Raw genomic sequence first — 14998 nt, 5'->3', positions numbered from 1 at the left:
CGACTGCGGTCCTCGCACGATAATCAGCTAATCAGGCCACGACGCAGCGACGCCGTCCGCGCCGAGTCGGCACCGGGCTTGGGCAAAAGCGAACGGGCCGGGTCGTTGAGACGACTTAGCTGACCGCCGATCTTCAACGCCACGCCGCTTCATGGCAGAATAGGCCTATGGGGACGCGCAAGACCTTGGTGCGGTCGGAAGCCGGCGTGACGCTCGAACGGATCGAGCGCCTGAGCGCGCGCGGCGCCGCGCACCTCAGCGGCTTCGAACTGTCCAGCCGCCGGTTCGTCGAGGCCCAGCGGATCGCCGAGGAGCGCGAGGCGCACGACGCGTTCGACCTAGAGGTCATCGCCGTCCTTTCGGATCCTGAACTGCAGCGCGACGAGCATCGACGAGAGGAACCTCGCGGGTAGCGCTGAGGTTCATGGGGCAAAGGAGAACCCTCATGAGCCATACACCAGACCCGCGTTCCAGTCCTGACTCCGGCCCAGACGACGTAGAGCGGAAGTCGGACAGCGACCGGTCGCCCGGCATCGAGAGCCCCGACGCCGTCGGACCAGGCGAGAGCGACCAGAGACCTCAGGACGACGCCGAACACGACGTCGAGCGCGAGGACGCGGTGGACGACGACGGGCGGGGCGACGCTCAACCCTGACGGCCCTAGCCGAACTGGCCGTGGATGAACCAGGCCTGGGACCCCGTCGCGGCGTCCTCGCCGTCGCCGGCCCGGAACAGCCAGAACCGCTCGCCCGCCTCGTCCTCGACCTGGAAATAGTCCCTGACCGCCCACATCTCGGCATCGCGGCGGCCCCATTCGCCGAAGATCCGTTCCGGGCCGTCGGCCCGGCGGATACGGCGCCGGACCCCGCGCCAGGTGAAGTGGGTCGGCGGGTTGTCGGGGAGGAGCGCGAGGGTTTCGATCGGCTCCGGTCGGCGGAACAGCCTGGCAGGGCGGGGCCAGTCCGGCGACCAGGCCTTACCGGTGGGCGCGGCCAACGGCGCGAGCTTGCGCATCGACCGCTCGGGAACATCGCTCTCGACGGGCGCCAGGCGATAGAGCCGCTCGGCGCCGATCCGGTTCGAGAGCGTATCGATCAGCCCGGAGACATCGGGCATCGCCGGCTCGCCGAGGCGGCCTGCGGCCGGACGCCAATCCAGCGGTTCGGCCGCACTGGCCGCGAGCGTCATGCGCTCGATGCCGAACCCAGGCTCGATGGTCTCGATCCGGTCGGTCAACAGGCGCGTCAGGCGACGCGTATCCCGTACCGGCCCGGCCAGCCCGACGCGGACCGCTTCGATCCGGTTGTCGACGCGGTGGCAGAGCCAGTCGAGGCGGCGGACGCCAAGACCGCGCGCTTCCAGAAGGCCGCACAGGGCGGCGGCAAGAACGCCCGCATAGCGGGCCAGCGTCTCGGGGGCGCCGATCGGTTCGGCGAAGACCTGTTCGACGCGTGGTGTCTCCGGCGCCTCGACAGGGATCAGAGGCTCGGCCGCCCGCCCGTAGGCCTGATCCAACCGTCGCCCCAGTTCCGCGCCGAACCGTAGCTGCAGCGGCGCGCGGGGCCGGTGGGCGAGGTCGCCGATCCGCTCGAAGCCCATTCGGCGCAGGGCGGCGGGCAGTTCCGCCGCGAGGCGCAAGGCCTCGAGCGGGAGCGGGGCCAGGGCCGCGTCGATCGCGAACTCGCCGACGACGTCCAGGTCGCGGCGGAAGCGGGCGACCGCATGGGCGGCTCCATAGGTCGGAGCCACGGCTGCGCGGGCGCGGACGCCGACCCGCTCGAGGCGCGCCGTCAGATCGCCCAGAAGCGCCGTTTCGCCGCCCTTGAGATGCGCGGCCCCGGTGATGTCGATGGCCAGCCCGTCAGGCGGATCAGCCTGGCAGACGGGCGCGTAGCGGCGCATCGCCCATACGGCGAGACGATCCAGCGCGTCGGCGTCTCCGCGCGGATCGGCGTCTCTCACGTCCAGATCAGGGATCAGGACCTGCGCCTGGGTCGTCGCCATGCCCACGCGCGCGCCGCCGGCGGCGGCGGCGGCGCTGCAGGCAGTCACGACGCGCCTGCGGCCCACCCGGCCGGTGAGCACGAGAGGCCGATCAGGCGGCGGCGCGTCCGCGCCGAGCCGTCGGCGAAGCCGATCGACGGGCCAGTTCGGCAGGAAGAGCGAGACGACCCGTCTCATCGCAAGCGTCCAGAATGAAGTCCGCCGCGTCGGCGCCGCGGCAGCGCATGAGTTCGATCCGCCATCGCGCTCGCCCGATGCCTGGAACCGGCAAGGGCGCCGACGGCTCGGCGCTGACGCGCCAGCGGGTCGCGGCCGCGGTCGGTTGACCGAAGTCTGCAGCCTCGGCCGCGCGACGCCATCGGCGGACCGCCAGACCGATCACACCCGAGGCTTCGGCGGCGAGTTGAAGCCGGCGCGAGGCGGTCATGCTGAGGCGGGACGTCTCGCACACGACACCGGCGAGACCGCGATGACGCAAGCCTTCCTCGAAACAGGCCATCAACGCCTTCTCGTCTCCGGCCTCGACATAGATGACCCGATCCGGCTCCAGTCCGGCCTGGCTGAGCGCGGGGGCGAACAGGTCCGGTCGCGTGATGCACCAGAGCACGGGACCGGGGAGGCGGGCGACCACCCCGGCAGCGAACAGCGCGGCCGCCGCGCCGCCGACGGCGTCGTCACCACCCCCGGCCACCTCGTGGAGCGCGCCCAGCGTCAGCCCCCCGCCCGGCAGGGCGGCATCCACCGGCTCCACGCCGAATGGCAACACACCGACCGGTCTTCGGTCGGCCTGCTCCAGGGCAAGGACCTGAGCACGCAGATCTTCAAGTTTGGCCGAGCGGGCGGCCGGCATCGACGAACTCCTCTTCGTCACGATAAATGTTCTCGAAACGTTCTGGTTTGGCGCCGGGGGGGGAGTCAATCCGGTGGTGCGCTTATCCCCGCCGATTTGCGGCGAGGCCGGAGCCGTGAAATCCTGCGCCGGACGGCCCCCGGAAGGTCCTATGTGCAACGAATATCAGCTCATCCTGCCGTTTGATGACATCATCGCGGCGTTCAACCAGACGGGCGACCGGCTGGTCTTTCCAGGAGGCATGCCGAATTTCGGACCGATGGCGTCGATCCGCATCGGGGATCGCGCGCCTGTCATTCACATGGGAGCGTCGGGGCCCGAGGTGCTCATGACGCCATGGGCCTGGAAGGGGCCGGGGGGACGGCCGGTGTTCAACTTCCGCTCCGATGGCCGGTCGTTCCAGGGATCGCACCGGTGCCTCATTCCGGCGGATGGCTTTTTCGAGTTCACCGACGCGGAACCGGGCCAGAAGCGGAAGACGAAGTGGCGTTTCACCCTCGCCGGCCAGCGGCTCTTCTGGGTGGCGGGTCTGATCAAGGACGGCGCCTTCGCCATGTTGACCACCGAGCCGGGGGTGGACATCGCCCCCTATCACGACCGCCAGATCGTAGTCTTGCGCCCCCAAGACGGTGCGGCCTGGCTCAATCTGCAGACACCGCACGACGACCTGTTGCGGGCATTGCCCGCCGGGAGCCTCGATGCCGAGAAGGTCTTTCCGGTCTCGGCCTGAGCCTGAATCCGAGAAGGCGTCTGAACGAATGTGGCGCCGGGTCATGCGCCGCGAGGCCAACGCGCGTCTGAGGGGAGCGGCCAAGTCGTCGCGGAACTCCTGCGGCCGCTGAACAGGTCTCAAGACCGTCCCCCGGGCCAGGACCGGAGGGAAGGGAAGGGCGGGGAGGGGCGCTCCGCTTCGGAGCGGTACGGAGCTCATCATGTCTCTCGCCCTCATTGCGCCGCCCGACCCGGGGCGGCTGTCCACTTCCGGTCGCGCTGTCACCACCGCCGACGGCGGCTGCGCCTGGCTTCACCGTCTCCTCATCGATCTCGACCTCGCGGCCGACGGAGCCCTGGTCGGCGCGCTCCAGCGCCGGTTCGACACAGTCGGCGCCTTCGTTCACGCCGACACTGCGGAGTTGAAGCGCCACGGTCTCGACCAGAAGACGGTAGACCGCGTCAAACGCTTGGCGGGACTGACCGAACATCTCGCCCGCGAAACCGCCAGCCGCCGGCCTGTGATCACCTCATGGTCGAGCCTCGTCGCCTACGCCCGTGTGTCCGTCGGTCATCGGCCAAGGGAACAGTTCCGCGTCCTGTATCTCGACAAGAAGAACCGCCTGCTCTGCGACGAAGCGGCGGCGGATGGCACGGTGGATCATGCTCCGGTTTATCCGCGCGAAGTGGTGCGGCGGGCGCTCGAGGCTGGCGCATCCGCCCTTATCCTCATCCACAACCACCCGTCCGGCGATCCCCAGCCGTCGCAGGCCGACATCGCCATGACGCGCAAGGTGGTCGAGGCGGCGCGGGTGTTCGACATCCCGGTGCACGACCATCTCGTGGTGGGTCGGGAGGGCACGGCGAGCTTTCGGCAGATGGGGTTGCTCCCATGAGCCTGCGCGGCATTGTCGCCGCCCTCGGCGGCGATCTCTATCACAACGGCGCGCGCGCCAACGTGCCTGGGCCCGGCCATTCTGGCGAAGACCGCTCTGTGTCCCTGTGGCTGACGGAGGGGCGCGTCGTGGCCCATTCGTTCGGAGGGTCGGACTGGCGCGCCGTGATGGCGGATCTGCGCCGTCGCGGCCTCGTGGACGCGGCGGGCCGGCCGGCGGGCGCGCCGCTGTCCGGCGCCGCATCGGTCGCACGTCCGGATACGCGCGTTCGTCGGCAGACGGCCGAGCGGCTCTGGTCGCAGGGCGTGAGGATCGGCCCGTCCGGCCTGGCCGCCCGTCATCTGCAGCGTCGCGCCGTTCCTTGGTCCATTGGCGTTCGCGACCTTCTCGAACATCCCGCCGCGCCGGTCTCGGTCTATCGGACCGGCGGGCCGACCCTGCGGGCTCTGATGGCCCGCATCAGCGATCCCGACGGGCGCACGACCGGGGTGGAACTGACCTATCTGGACGCTGCGGCGCGTCAGGCGGTCCGATTGGCGGTGTCACGCAAGACCGTGGGCTGTGTTCCGCCCGGCGCCGCCGTCCGTTTGTCCGTCGTCGGCCGCAGGATGCTGGTGGCCGAAGGGGTCGTCACGACCCTTTCGGCCGTGCGCGGGTTCGACCTGCCCGGCTGGGCGCTGCTCTCCGCCGGCAATCTGGCGGCCTGGACGCCGCCGCCCGATGTCCGCAGCGTTGTGATCGCCGCTGACCGCGGTCTCGCCGGCGAGGCCGCCGCCCGCCGTTTGAAGCATCGCCTTACGGCGCTCGGCCTTGCGGTGGAGATGCGTCTGCCGCCGCCCGGCTGTGGCGATTGGAACGACGCCATCCGCACGACCGCCGAAAGGGAAAAGGAAGGGCGCGGTGGGGCGCCGGAAAGGCGGGGATAGGCCCCGTCGCCGGCAGGAGTTCCACCATGCCCAGATCCGCCTCCGCCGCCCTCACGGTCGTCGAGACGCCGTTCGACATCGCCGCAGCCCGTGCCCGGCTGCGGGTTCCCCTCCGCGATGTGGATATCGCCCCTGAGAACCTGCGCTTCGGCGAACCGCCGGACGACGACATTCCGCTGCTGGCGGAAACCCTGTTCGCGGCGGGCCAGCTGGAGCCGCTGACCGTGCGCCCGGGACGGCGAAAGGAGCGGGCGAACATGGCCCTGGACGGCCGTCGTCGCCTCCTCGCCTTGCGCTATCTGCTGGAAGGCGGCCGCATCGACGACGGCTTCCTCGTGGACGTGGTGGTGGAGACGGATCCCGCGCGCCAGGCGGCCGCTGTCCTGCTCACCAACACCGCCGCCCCGGTTCACGTCGCCGACGTCATCGCCGCGATCGGCCGGATGCTCAAGGGCAAACTCGCCGTGCCCGGGATCGCGAAGGCCTTGGGGTACGCCGAGATCGACGTGAAGCGGCTCGCCGCCCTGTCGGCCCTGCCACCCGTGGCCCTCGAAGCCTTGCGGCGCGGTCGGCTCAATCTGCGGCAGGCCCGGCTGCTCGCCCGGCTGCCGGACAAGGCCGAGCAGGCCGAATATGCGCAAATGACGCTCGACGGGCACGGCTTCCAGGACTGGCGCATCACCGAGAAGCTGGACGAAGACCAGGTCACGGCGGGCGACGCGCGCTGCGCCCTGGTCGGCGCGGAGCGCTATGCGGCGGCCGGCGGCCGCACCGTCGTCGATCTGTTCGGAGAGCGCGCGCCGGTGCTTCTCGACCCGGCGATCCTGACCGACGTCTGGACGCGGCGCGCGCGAGAGATCGCCCTGGTCTTCGAGGCGGAAGGCCTTGCCGTCCATGTGTCGGCGGGCGACGCTCTCGAGCTGCCCGACGATCTGGAACCGGCCCGCTACGCCTATGGCGGCATGCTGCCCGCCGCCGAGCTGGACGCCTATCGCGAGGCGCGCGAGGTCTTCAACGCCGCCGCCGAGGCGGTCGGGGAACGGCTTGCCGAAACCACGGACCCGGCCGTCGTCGATCCCCTGCTGATCGCGATGGCGAAGGCGCGCCTCGCGATGGACCAGATCAGCTGGGGCGGTCGCGTCGCCACGACACTGGTCTTCTTCCCGTCCGTCCGGGCGGGCCTCGACATCCGCTGCTTCACCCCGGTCGAGCCGGAGATCCAGGACAACGAGGAACTCAGCGACGCTCGCGATGAGGTCGACGACGACGGCGATCTGTCGCCGGCGAACGGGCGATTCTATCGGGCGCCGGAGGTCGAGGCGCCGGAGCCCGAGACTGAGGGGATCAATCACGCCCTGCACGCGGTGCGCACCGATGTCGCAACACGCGGCCTGATCCGGGCGCTGGCCGACGATCCGGGAGCGGCGCTCACGGCGCTGATCGCGCGCCTGTTCGTCCAGGTCGCGGTCCGCGGGTCCGGCGCACGATCCGAATCCGCCTTCGCCCTGACCGCGACGGCCTTCAATCCCGCCGGCGGACGGATCATCGAGCCTCTGGACGGCGACGCTCGCCAACGGCTCGATGAACGGCGCGCGGCTTGGGAGGGGTCGGACCAGACGGTGATCGCCTGGGTTCACGCGCTCGCGCATGGCGACAAGATGAGCCTGCTCGCCGAGCTGACGGCCCTGACGCTCGATCTGCGCGAAGAGCGGACCAGCCTGATCCGGCGGGCCGCGCGCGCCGAGGCGGCGGAACTGGCTGCTCTCTGCGGCGCGGACATCACCTTGCACTGGACGCCGGACGCCGACTTCCTCAAGCCGCATTCCAAGGCGCTCCTGCTCGGCATGCTGGAGGCGATGGGAGAGCCGAGCGATCCCCGCGTCGGCGTGCTTAAGAAGACGGACCTGGTCGACTGGGTGGCGGAACGGGCGGCCGAACGCACCTGGGCGCCGGCCAGTCTGTCGTGGACGACCGACATGCCGGACGGCGATCCGGAGGCGGCGGTGATGGACGGGCCCGACCCGTCGGACGCCGCGGCCGAAGGGGCCGCCTCGCCCGAGGCGGACGGCGCCGGCGCCTTCGTCGTCACCGAGGCGGGGGAGGCGGCCCTCCAGCAGACCGCCTGAGACCCCTGCCGCCCAAGAACCCGCTCCGCCGTCCGGCGGGGCGGGTTTTGTGCGCGCCGTTCCTGTTGAAAGGGAAGAAGAGGGCCAGGCGCGGCGAGCCTGGAGGACCGTGGGGGATGCGCCCTCCGCTCCCGGCGAGCGGAGCCGCGACCATGTCCTCGACCTCGACCCTGTCCCTCTTTCCTCCCGCGACCGACACGCCCCACGCCGCCAATGTGCTGGCGGCCGCCCGGGCGCTGGCAGGCCATCTCGCGCGATCGCGCCCGCTGGATCGCCGTCTGGTCTCGGAGGTGATGACGACCCTCTTCGGCGGCGCCGACACAGAAAGCAAATGGCTCTGGCGCGACGCCTACGAGGCGATCGAGGCCGCCACGGTGCTTCAGATCCGGCGCCTAGCCCCCCAGGTCGCCCGCCTCGAGGACGCGCCAGCGGAGATCGCCGCCCTGCTGGCTGCGGTCTCCGCGCTCGGCCTGACGCACAGCCGGCGCAGCGAGGACCAGGTCGCCCTGGATCAGTTCTCCACACCACCGGAGCTGGCGGCGATCGCGGTGCTCGCGGCCCAGGTGCGCCCCGGCGACCGGGTGCTGGAACCCTCGGCCGGCACGGGTCTGATCGCGGCTGTGGCGGAGGCCTGCGGCGGCGTCCTGTGGCTCAACGAGCCGGCGGACGGCCGCGCCGCCCTGCTCGACGGCCTGTTTCCGGCGGCGCGGCGCTCGCGCCTCGACGGCCGCCACATCCACGACCTGCTGGACGCCGCGGGCCGGTTCGACGTCGCGGTTTGCAATCCTCCGTTCACGGACCTTGACCGCCATCTGAAGGCGGCGCTGGGCGCGCTCGCCGACGGCGGACGTCTCGCGGCGGTCGCGCCGGCTTCGGCCCTGTCGGACGAGCGCGGCCTGCGCCGGCTGTCGGATGGGGGCCGCATCGTCGCCCGGATACTCTTTCCGCCGCGCGCTTTCGCCCGGCACGGCACGTCGGTGGAGACCGGTCTGCTGGTGCTGGAGCGGGACGAGACCGGTGCGGAGGTCGCACCGCTCGCCGTGGCGGACGACCTGGCGACCGCCGCGATCCTGGCCGCCGCCGTGCCGGGGCGCGCGGGCGCCCGGCCGCGCGCCCGGCTCGAAGCGTCTCCCGCTTCGCTTCTGGCACCCGGAGGCCGCGCCGGCGCGCGCGCGTCCGCGCGCCTCGCCTTCCTAGCGGGCGCGTCCGCCGTGGACTACGAGACGCGCGCCTGGACGGGCGAGGGACGCGACATCGGCCTCTATCAGGCCCACGGGCTGGCGCGCATCGTCCTGCCGGACCCTCGGCCGCACCCGTCGCCGCTGGTGGAGTCCGGGCCGATGGCCTCCGTGGCCCCGCCCGCGCCGACCTACCGGCCGGTGTTGCCGCGGGCGCTGCGCGACGAAGGGCGGATCTCCGACGCCCAAACCGAAACCGTCATCTACGCCGGCGAGGCCCACTCCGGCCTGTTGCCGGCCTGGTGGACGCCGGGCGAGGCGGCCCATCGGCTGGTCCTGTCCCGTGACGACGCGCCCGGCGCCGTCCAGCTCCGCCGGGGCTTCTTCCTCGGCGACGGCACCGGCTGCGGCAAGGGCCGTCAGATCGCCGCCGTCATCGCCGACAACATGGCCCAGGGCCGCACGCGCGCGCTCTGGCTGTCCCGCAGCGACGCCCTGCTGGAGGACGCCCGGCGGGACTGGGCGGCCATCGGCGGGGCCGCGTCGGACCTTACCCCGCTGAACAGCTGGAAGCTCGGCGAGACCGTACGGCTCGATCGGGGCGTGGTCTTCACCACCTATGCGACGCTGCGGCAGCCCGCGCGCGGCCCCAAGATGTCCCGCCTCGACCAGATCGTCGCCTGGCTGGGCGAGGATTTCGACGGGGTGATCGCCTTCGACGAGGCTCACGCCATGGCCAACGCCGCCGGGGGCGGCAAGGGCGCCCGGGGCGCGAAGAAGGCGTCGTTGCAAGGCATGGCGGGCCTGGCCCTGCAGAACCGCCTTCCGAACGCCCGCATCCTCTACGTTTCGGCGACCGGCGCGACGACGGCCGAGAACCTCGCCTACGCCTCGCGGCTAGGCCTGTGGGGCGGACCGGAGGCGCCGTTCACGACCCGCGAGGACTTCCTCGACGCCATGGACAAGGGCGGCGTCGCGGCCATGGAGTTGGTCGCGCGCGAGCTCAAGGCGCTCGGCCTCTATGTGGCGCGCAGCCTGTCGTTCGAGGGCGTCGAATATGCGCCGCTCGCCCATGCCCTGACCGAGGACGACGTCGCCATCTGGGACGCCTGGGCCGACGCGTTCCAGATGATCCACGCCCATCTCGCCGAAGCCCTGAAGGCGACCGGCCTGGCGGGCGCGGACGGCAAACCCAAAAGCCCGATGGCCGCCTCCGCGGTTCATTCGGCGTTCGAGGGGGCAAAGCTGCGCTTCTTCGGCCATCTGCTGGCCGGGCTGAAGGCGCCCACCCTGATCGCCGCCATCCGGGCGGACCTCGCCGAAGGACGCTCCGCCGTCGTCCAGATCGTGTCGACCAACGAGGCGGTGATGGAACGCCGCTTGGCCTCCGTTCCGCCGGAGGAGTGGAACAACCTCTCGATCGACCTGACGCCGCGCGAATACGTCCTGGACTATCTGCGCGAGGCCTTTCCCGTTCATCTGATGGAAGCGATCGAGGACGCGGACGGCGGCGTGACGCTTGTTCCCGTCCTGGTCGATGGGCGGCCTGCCGTCAGCCAAGAGGCGCTCCAGCGCCGCGCCTTCCTGATCGCCCGATTGGCCGGCCTGCCCGCGGTCCCCGGTGCGCTGGACGCGTTGCTGGACGCGTTCGGGACCGACCATGTGGCGGAGATCACCGGACGGTCGCGCCGCGTGGTGCGACGGGAGGGCCGTCGCGTCGTTGAGCGCCGCGGTGCGTCGGCCGCGCGCGCCGAGACGGACGCCTTTATGGCGGGCCGCAAACGGGTGCTCGTCTTCTCCGAGGCCGGCGGCACGGGGCGCAGCTACCACGCCGACCTCTCGGCCCCGAACCGGCAGCGTCGCGTTCACTATCTCGTCGAGCCGGGCTGGCGCGCCGACGCCGCCATCCAAGGGCTGGGGCGGAGCCACCGGACGCACCAGGCCTCGGCGCCCCTGTTCCGGCCCGTGGTCACCGACATCCATGGCGAGAAACGCTTCACCTCCACCATCGCCCGACGGCTCGACTCCCTGGGCGCCCTGACGCGCGGTGAACGCCGCACGGCCGGCGCCGGCCTTTTCCGGGCCGAGGACAATCTGGAAAGTCCGTGGGCGCGTCGGGCGCTGCTGGTGTTCTACGGCGCGCTCGGCTTCGGGGAGCTGGCGGCGATGGACCTGGAGACCTTCGAAGGCAAGACCGGGCTGAAGTTGCGCGACGCCGACGGCGGCCTGAAGCCGTCGGACGACCTGCCGCCGATCCACACCTTCCTGAACCGGCTTCTGGCCCTGCGGATCGCCGACCAGAACGCCCTGTTCGCGGACTTCGACGCGATCCTCTCGGGGATTCTGGAGCGGGCCGCGGCCTCGGGGGAGCTCGATCGCGGACTGGAAGACATAGAGGCGGAGGCGCTGGAGGTGATCGACGCCGAGACCATCCGCACCGACCTCGCCACCGGCGCCGAGACGGCGCTCGTCACTTTCGAGCTGAAGGTCGCGCGAGACCTGCTTCCAGCCGATGCGGCGTCCGCTGAAGCGAAGGCGGGAGCCTGCAAGTTCGTCGTCAATGCGCGGTCGGGCCGGGCGGCGGTGGCGGAACTCGGCCTGACCACGACGACCGACGACGATCGTCTCGTGCCCGCCGTGCGGCTGGTGCGGCCCGACCAACGGGGAGTCATGCCGGAAAAGGCGTTCGCGGAATCCGCCTGGGCCGAGGCCGACGCGGCGACATGGCGCACGATCTGGGACGCCGAGGTGGCCGCGGCGGATCCGTGGCGGACGCGCCGGCTGACGCTCGCCACCGGACTTCTCCTGCCGATCTGGGGACGGCTGCCGGCCAAGGGTTGCGCCGTGCGCCGTGTCCGCGCGCCGGACGGTCGGCGCTGGCTGGGCCGGGTGCTGGACGAGGTCCAGGCGTCGTCCCTGAAAGCCGCGCTCGGCCTCACGTCCCTAGGCGACGCCTGGGCCGACGGCGCGCGATCGGCGGCCGCGCTCCTGGACCGCAACGTGCAACTCTCGCTGGCGGGGGGACTGTGGCTGAAGCGCGCCCGGGTGATGGATCGCTGGCGGCTGGAGGTGGTGGGCGGACGGATGGACCGGGACGCGCTCGTGGCGCTCGGCTGCTTCGTCGAGATCATCGCCTATACCCCGAGGCTCTTCGTGCCGGTGGATCGGCCCGATGTGGTGGAGGCGGTGCTGCGGCGTCACCCCGTGCAGTCCGTCCTCGACGGCGCGGCTGCGTGATCCGCGTCCCGGTCGGGCGGAGGCCCGACCGGAGGAAGTCGGGAGGAAGGGAGGTCTCGGATGAAGCGGGATCGGGGAGATCGTCTCCCCGGACGGCTTCGGATCAACAGGAGACTGACATGCAGACCATGGTGTTCACGGGCCGCCTCGCGGCCGATCCCCAGATCAGCGACGATTTCGGCAAGGCCGTCTTCCGGCTGCTCGAGCAACGCGGGACCGACAGCGCCGGCAAGCCCCGGCTGGTCGGCGTCAACTGCGTCAGCTGGTCGAAGGGCCTGAACGAGAGGGTCATCGCCCGCGGCCTGGCGCAGGGCTGCGAGGCCGTGGTCGTCGGCGCGTTCATCGACACCGCCTACGCCACACGGGACGGCCAGGAGCGCACCGCCAAGGAGCTGGTGGTGAACCGGCTGACCGTTCTCGACTGGGCGGAAGACCGGCAGGACCAGGTCACCGAAGACCGCGTCGCGGCCTGATCCGCACATTCATCAACCCCTCATTCCTAGGAGACTGAACCCCATGCAGACCCTGACCCTCGAAGGCTATCTGGCCGCCGATCCCTCGATCCTGTCGGCCCAGGGCAGCGGCAAGAAGCGCGCGAGCTTCCGCGTGCTGGAGACCACGCGCTTCCGGCGCGCCGACGGCACGCCCGGCGAACGGACGACCGGCTTCAACTGCATCTGCTTCAACGAGGCCACGACCGAGAACTACCTGCAGCCCTACGCGCGCAAGGGCAGCCGCGTCGTGATTCAAGGCCATGTCGAGAACGACACCTGGACGGGCAAGGACGGCGTCGAACACTACGACCTGCGCCTGGTCGTCAGCGACATCCGGTTGAAGAACCGCCGCGCCGCGATGGAGGCGTCCGTCGGCGGTGTGGCGGACGGGTCGCCGGAAGGCGACGGCGGCTACGATCTGAACGACGACATCCCGTTCTGAGCGGGGAGGTCGCGACAGGCGGGAGGGCCCGGACGCTTCGCACGCCGGGCCCTTCTTGTGCTGAGACCGGGAGGAGAAGGCGGGGACGGACAGGCGAGCCGATGGGGCTCGAAAGGCGAGGGAGCCTGACCATGTCTGTCTGGACCGAAGACCGTATCGCGAGACTCAAGACGCTCTGGTCTCTGGGGTGGAGCGCCCAGCGGATCGCCGACACCCTGGGCGAGGACGTGACCCGCAGCGCCGTGCTCGGCAAGGTTCATCGGATGAAATTGTCCCTCGGCCGCTCGCCAGCCCCGCCGGTGATTTCGCCTGTTACCGCGCCGAAAGGACCGCGCCGCGCGCCGGGACGTTCTGGCCGGCCGGCGCCCGTGCGGACCAGCGCCCGGTCCGGCGTCGCGCCAGAGGCGCCGGCGTTCGGCCTCGCCACCATCCTGAGCGTCCGCCGTTGCGACTGCCGTTTCCCTTACGGCGAACCCGGCGCGCCGGCGTTCCGCCTCTGTGGCCGTCCGGTCGCGCGCGGCGTCTTCTGCGCCGCGCACGCGGAGATCGCCTACCAGCGCAGGCCGCAGTCGGCCGAGGCGCTGATGCAGCTCGCCGGTCTGGCCTGACGACCGGCTGGACACGACGTCCGAGACCGTCGCCGGCTCCGCCGACGACGACGGGACGGGCGGCGACCGTCTCTTCGGGCGGTCTCGGCGCGACGGCGCCGAACGGGGTCCTCGCCCGAAGGGGGCGAGGACATGCCCCCACACAACGCCCTCCGATCTTGTCACGTCACCCCGGAAGTCAACGGCTTCGCCGTTCCCCTCCGCGCAGGACAAGCGGTCCTCCGCTCCGGTGACTATCGGGGACCCCGACGTGGCCAAGACCGGGGTCGTTGCGCATGGGGCGCTTCGACATCTTCAAGGATGTTCCCGATGCAACCCTTCACTTCTTCTTCCTTCATCAAGTCCGCCTCCGCCTTCGACGACCAGACGGCCGCCCTCGGCGAGGTCCGCCCGCACCCGACGGAAGAGGCGCTGCTCCAGCTGGGGCACGCCCTGATGACCGAGCTGCTCGACGTGATCGCCGACACCGCACTGGAAGACTACCAGACCATCCTGGGCGAGGCGCTCATCGGCGCCTTCCACTCGGCGGCGGGGCGGATCGAGCGCGACGCCGACCGGGCCCGGGACACGATGCGGGCCCTGGACCGCGACTTCGACGGCTCCGAGGCGGCCGACGTCGAGCTTCAGGAGGCGACGGCCAAGGCCCGCGCGGGAGACGCCGCCGCCCTGGCGACGGAGCTGGTGCGCGACGCGGCGGCCCACTGCTGGACGGTCTCCACCGGCGAGGTCTGGACGGCCTGGCGCGGCAGCCGCCGGGGCAACTTCCTGACGGCGGCCCAGCTGGAGGCGAAGCAGGCGATCCGCAGCCTCCGCGCGCGGAAGTCCGGCGAGGCGGATCCGGGCGGACCGGTGATCGCCTTCCGGGGCGCGCCCTCGGCCGATACGGCCGAAGACGCCGGACGGATTTTCGACGCCCTGAACTGGGCGCTGACGGAATGGCCGGACATGGCGCTCGCCACGACCGGGGCGAAGGGCTCCGAGAAGTTGGCGATCAAATGGTCTCAGCAGAAGGGGGTGAAGCTGATCCTGGCGCGGGCGGATTTCGACGCCCACGGCAAGGCGGCTCCCTTCCGGGCGAACGACGACCTGATCGCGCTGGAGCCGGAAATCTGCCTCACCCTGGCCCATTCCCTGGGCGAGGGCAGGGGCTCGGGCGACCGTCCGTTCGGCCCCGCGATGAACCTCGGGCAGAAGGCGATGGAGCACGGCGTCCGACACGTCGCCATTCGCGCCCGCGCCGCCTGAGACCCGTTGCACATTCGACCCGCTCGGCTTCGGCCGGGCGGGATTTATTCTGTCGCCCGGCCGGCCTTCCGACCTTTGGCGACTGTTGATCGGGTTGGATCAAGTATGATGCGACTGTCCGGAAATCTTCGAATTTCGGCTGAGGGCAAGATAAAAGGGAGTGTTGGCCTTGGTCGGCTTTCTCTATGCTTTCAGCGTCTTGCAGGAGAGGTCGACCCGGATCGACGACTTGCTTTGAGTTGTCGTTCTTCGGCGGATCTTCCGGGGCCGGAGCGCGGATC

Annotated in this window: 13 protein-coding genes; 11 read left to right on the top strand and 2 right to left on the bottom strand. The window is 71.1% G+C overall.

All coding sequences use genetic code 11. The features are described from left to right. Positions 1–167 precede the first annotated feature (167 nt). Positions 168–413: a hypothetical protein gene (locus HF680_RS04390; protein WP_185224174.1), complete on the top strand. Its 246-nt coding sequence runs from the start codon at positions 168–170 to the stop codon at positions 411–413. 32 nt (positions 414–445) lie between these two features. Further along, positions 446–655: a hypothetical protein gene (locus HF680_RS04385; RefSeq protein ID WP_185224173.1), complete on the top strand. Its 210-nt coding sequence runs from the start codon at positions 446–448 to the stop codon at positions 653–655. Positions 656–660: 5 nt separating this feature from the next. Here the strand turns inward: HF680_RS04385 and HF680_RS04380 are convergent, their stop codons facing one another. Continuing rightward, positions 661–2181, bottom strand: a complete 1521-nt coding sequence (locus HF680_RS04380) for a Y-family DNA polymerase (RefSeq protein WP_045811151.1) — start codon at positions 2179–2181, stop codon at positions 661–663. Further along, complete coding sequence (locus HF680_RS04375) at positions 2096–2854, bottom strand: ImuA family protein (protein WP_185224172.1); 759 nt, start codon at positions 2852–2854, stop codon at positions 2096–2098. Before HF680_RS04375 ends, HF680_RS04380 begins: the two co-directional genes overlap by 86 nt. Here HF680_RS04375 and HF680_RS04370 point away from each other — a divergent pair. The 9 genes from HF680_RS04370 (at position 2832) to HF680_RS04330 (ending at position 14717) form a co-directional block, all read left to right on the top strand. After that, positions 2832–3584, top strand: a complete 753-nt coding sequence (locus HF680_RS04370; protein ID WP_235968823.1) for an SOS response-associated peptidase — start codon at positions 2832–2834, stop codon at positions 3582–3584. The two genes, HF680_RS04375 and HF680_RS04370, sit on opposite strands and share 23 nt — an antisense overlap. Before the next feature lie 202 nt (positions 3585–3786). Next, positions 3787–4461, top strand: a complete 675-nt coding sequence (locus tag HF680_RS04365) for a JAB domain-containing protein (RefSeq protein ID WP_082064454.1) — start codon at positions 3787–3789, stop codon at positions 4459–4461. Then, a complete protein-coding gene (locus HF680_RS04360) occupies positions 4458–5387 on the top strand; it encodes a toprim domain-containing protein (RefSeq protein WP_185224171.1) in 930 nt (309 codons plus the stop codon). The genes HF680_RS04365 and HF680_RS04360 overlap by 4 nt, the downstream gene beginning before the upstream one ends. Before the next feature lie 26 nt (positions 5388–5413). Next, the gene (locus tag HF680_RS04355; RefSeq protein WP_185224170.1) at positions 5414–7513 is read left to right on the top strand and encodes a ParB/RepB/Spo0J family partition protein; all 2100 of its coding nucleotides are present in this window, start codon (positions 5414–5416) and stop codon (positions 7511–7513) included. 152 nt (positions 7514–7665) lie between these two features. Continuing rightward, positions 7666–11928, top strand: coding sequence for a strawberry notch-like NTP hydrolase domain-containing protein (locus HF680_RS04350; RefSeq protein ID WP_185224169.1), 4263 nt, complete (start codon positions 7666–7668; stop codon positions 11926–11928). Between the two features lie 119 nt (positions 11929–12047). Continuing rightward, a complete protein-coding gene (locus HF680_RS04345; RefSeq protein WP_185224168.1) occupies positions 12048–12401 on the top strand; it encodes a single-stranded DNA-binding protein in 354 nt (117 codons plus the stop codon). A 43-nt stretch (positions 12402–12444) separates the two neighbouring features. Then, the gene (locus tag HF680_RS04340; RefSeq protein ID WP_185224167.1) at positions 12445–12864 is read left to right on the top strand and encodes a single-stranded DNA-binding protein; all 420 of its coding nucleotides are present in this window, start codon (positions 12445–12447) and stop codon (positions 12862–12864) included. Positions 12865–12995: 131 nt separating this feature from the next. Continuing rightward, entirely contained in the window at positions 12996–13472 is a 477-nt protein-coding gene (locus tag HF680_RS04335) for a GcrA family cell cycle regulator (protein WP_185224166.1), read from the top strand. Positions 13473–13772: 300 nt separating this feature from the next. Beyond that, positions 13773–14717 carry a DUF2493 domain-containing protein gene (locus tag HF680_RS04330; RefSeq protein ID WP_394353517.1) on the top strand — a complete coding sequence of 315 codons (945 nt, stop codon included), beginning with the start codon at positions 13773–13775 and terminating at the stop codon, positions 14715–14717. Positions 14718–14998 lie beyond the last annotated feature (281 nt).

Source organism: Brevundimonas huaxiensis, from assembly GCF_014218725.1.
GTDB classification, from domain to species: Bacteria; Pseudomonadota; Alphaproteobacteria; order Caulobacterales; family Caulobacteraceae; genus Brevundimonas; species Brevundimonas huaxiensis.
The sequence above is the reverse complement of the archived record's forward strand: the minus strand, read 5'-3'. Positions and strand labels throughout refer to the sequence as shown.

Coding starts and splice junctions, on each gene's coding strand:
- HF680_RS04330 (WP_394353517.1), top strand. CDS start 13,773: ATGTTCCCGATGCAACCCTTCACTTCTTCTTCCTTCATCAAGTCCGCC.
- HF680_RS04380 (WP_045811151.1), bottom strand. CDS start 2,181: ATGAGACGGGTCGTCTCGCTCTTCCTGCCGAACTGGCCCGTCGATCGG.
- HF680_RS04375 (WP_185224172.1), bottom strand. CDS start 2,854: ATGCCGGCCGCCCGCTCGGCCAAACTTGAAGATCTGCGTGCTCAGGTC.
- HF680_RS04360 (WP_185224171.1), top strand. CDS start 4,458: ATGAGCCTGCGCGGCATTGTCGCCGCCCTCGGCGGCGATCTCTATCAC.
- HF680_RS04365 (WP_082064454.1), top strand. CDS start 3,787: ATGTCTCTCGCCCTCATTGCGCCGCCCGACCCGGGGCGGCTGTCCACT.
- HF680_RS04390 (WP_185224174.1), top strand. CDS start 168: ATGGGGACGCGCAAGACCTTGGTGCGGTCGGAAGCCGGCGTGACGCTC.
- HF680_RS04350 (WP_185224169.1), top strand. CDS start 7,666: ATGTCCTCGACCTCGACCCTGTCCCTCTTTCCTCCCGCGACCGACACG.
- HF680_RS04340 (WP_185224167.1), top strand. CDS start 12,445: ATGCAGACCCTGACCCTCGAAGGCTATCTGGCCGCCGATCCCTCGATC.
- HF680_RS04345 (WP_185224168.1), top strand. CDS start 12,048: ATGCAGACCATGGTGTTCACGGGCCGCCTCGCGGCCGATCCCCAGATC.
- HF680_RS04385 (WP_185224173.1), top strand. CDS start 446: ATGAGCCATACACCAGACCCGCGTTCCAGTCCTGACTCCGGCCCAGAC.
- HF680_RS04335 (WP_185224166.1), top strand. CDS start 12,996: ATGTCTGTCTGGACCGAAGACCGTATCGCGAGACTCAAGACGCTCTGG.
- HF680_RS04355 (WP_185224170.1), top strand. CDS start 5,414: ATGCCCAGATCCGCCTCCGCCGCCCTCACGGTCGTCGAGACGCCGTTC.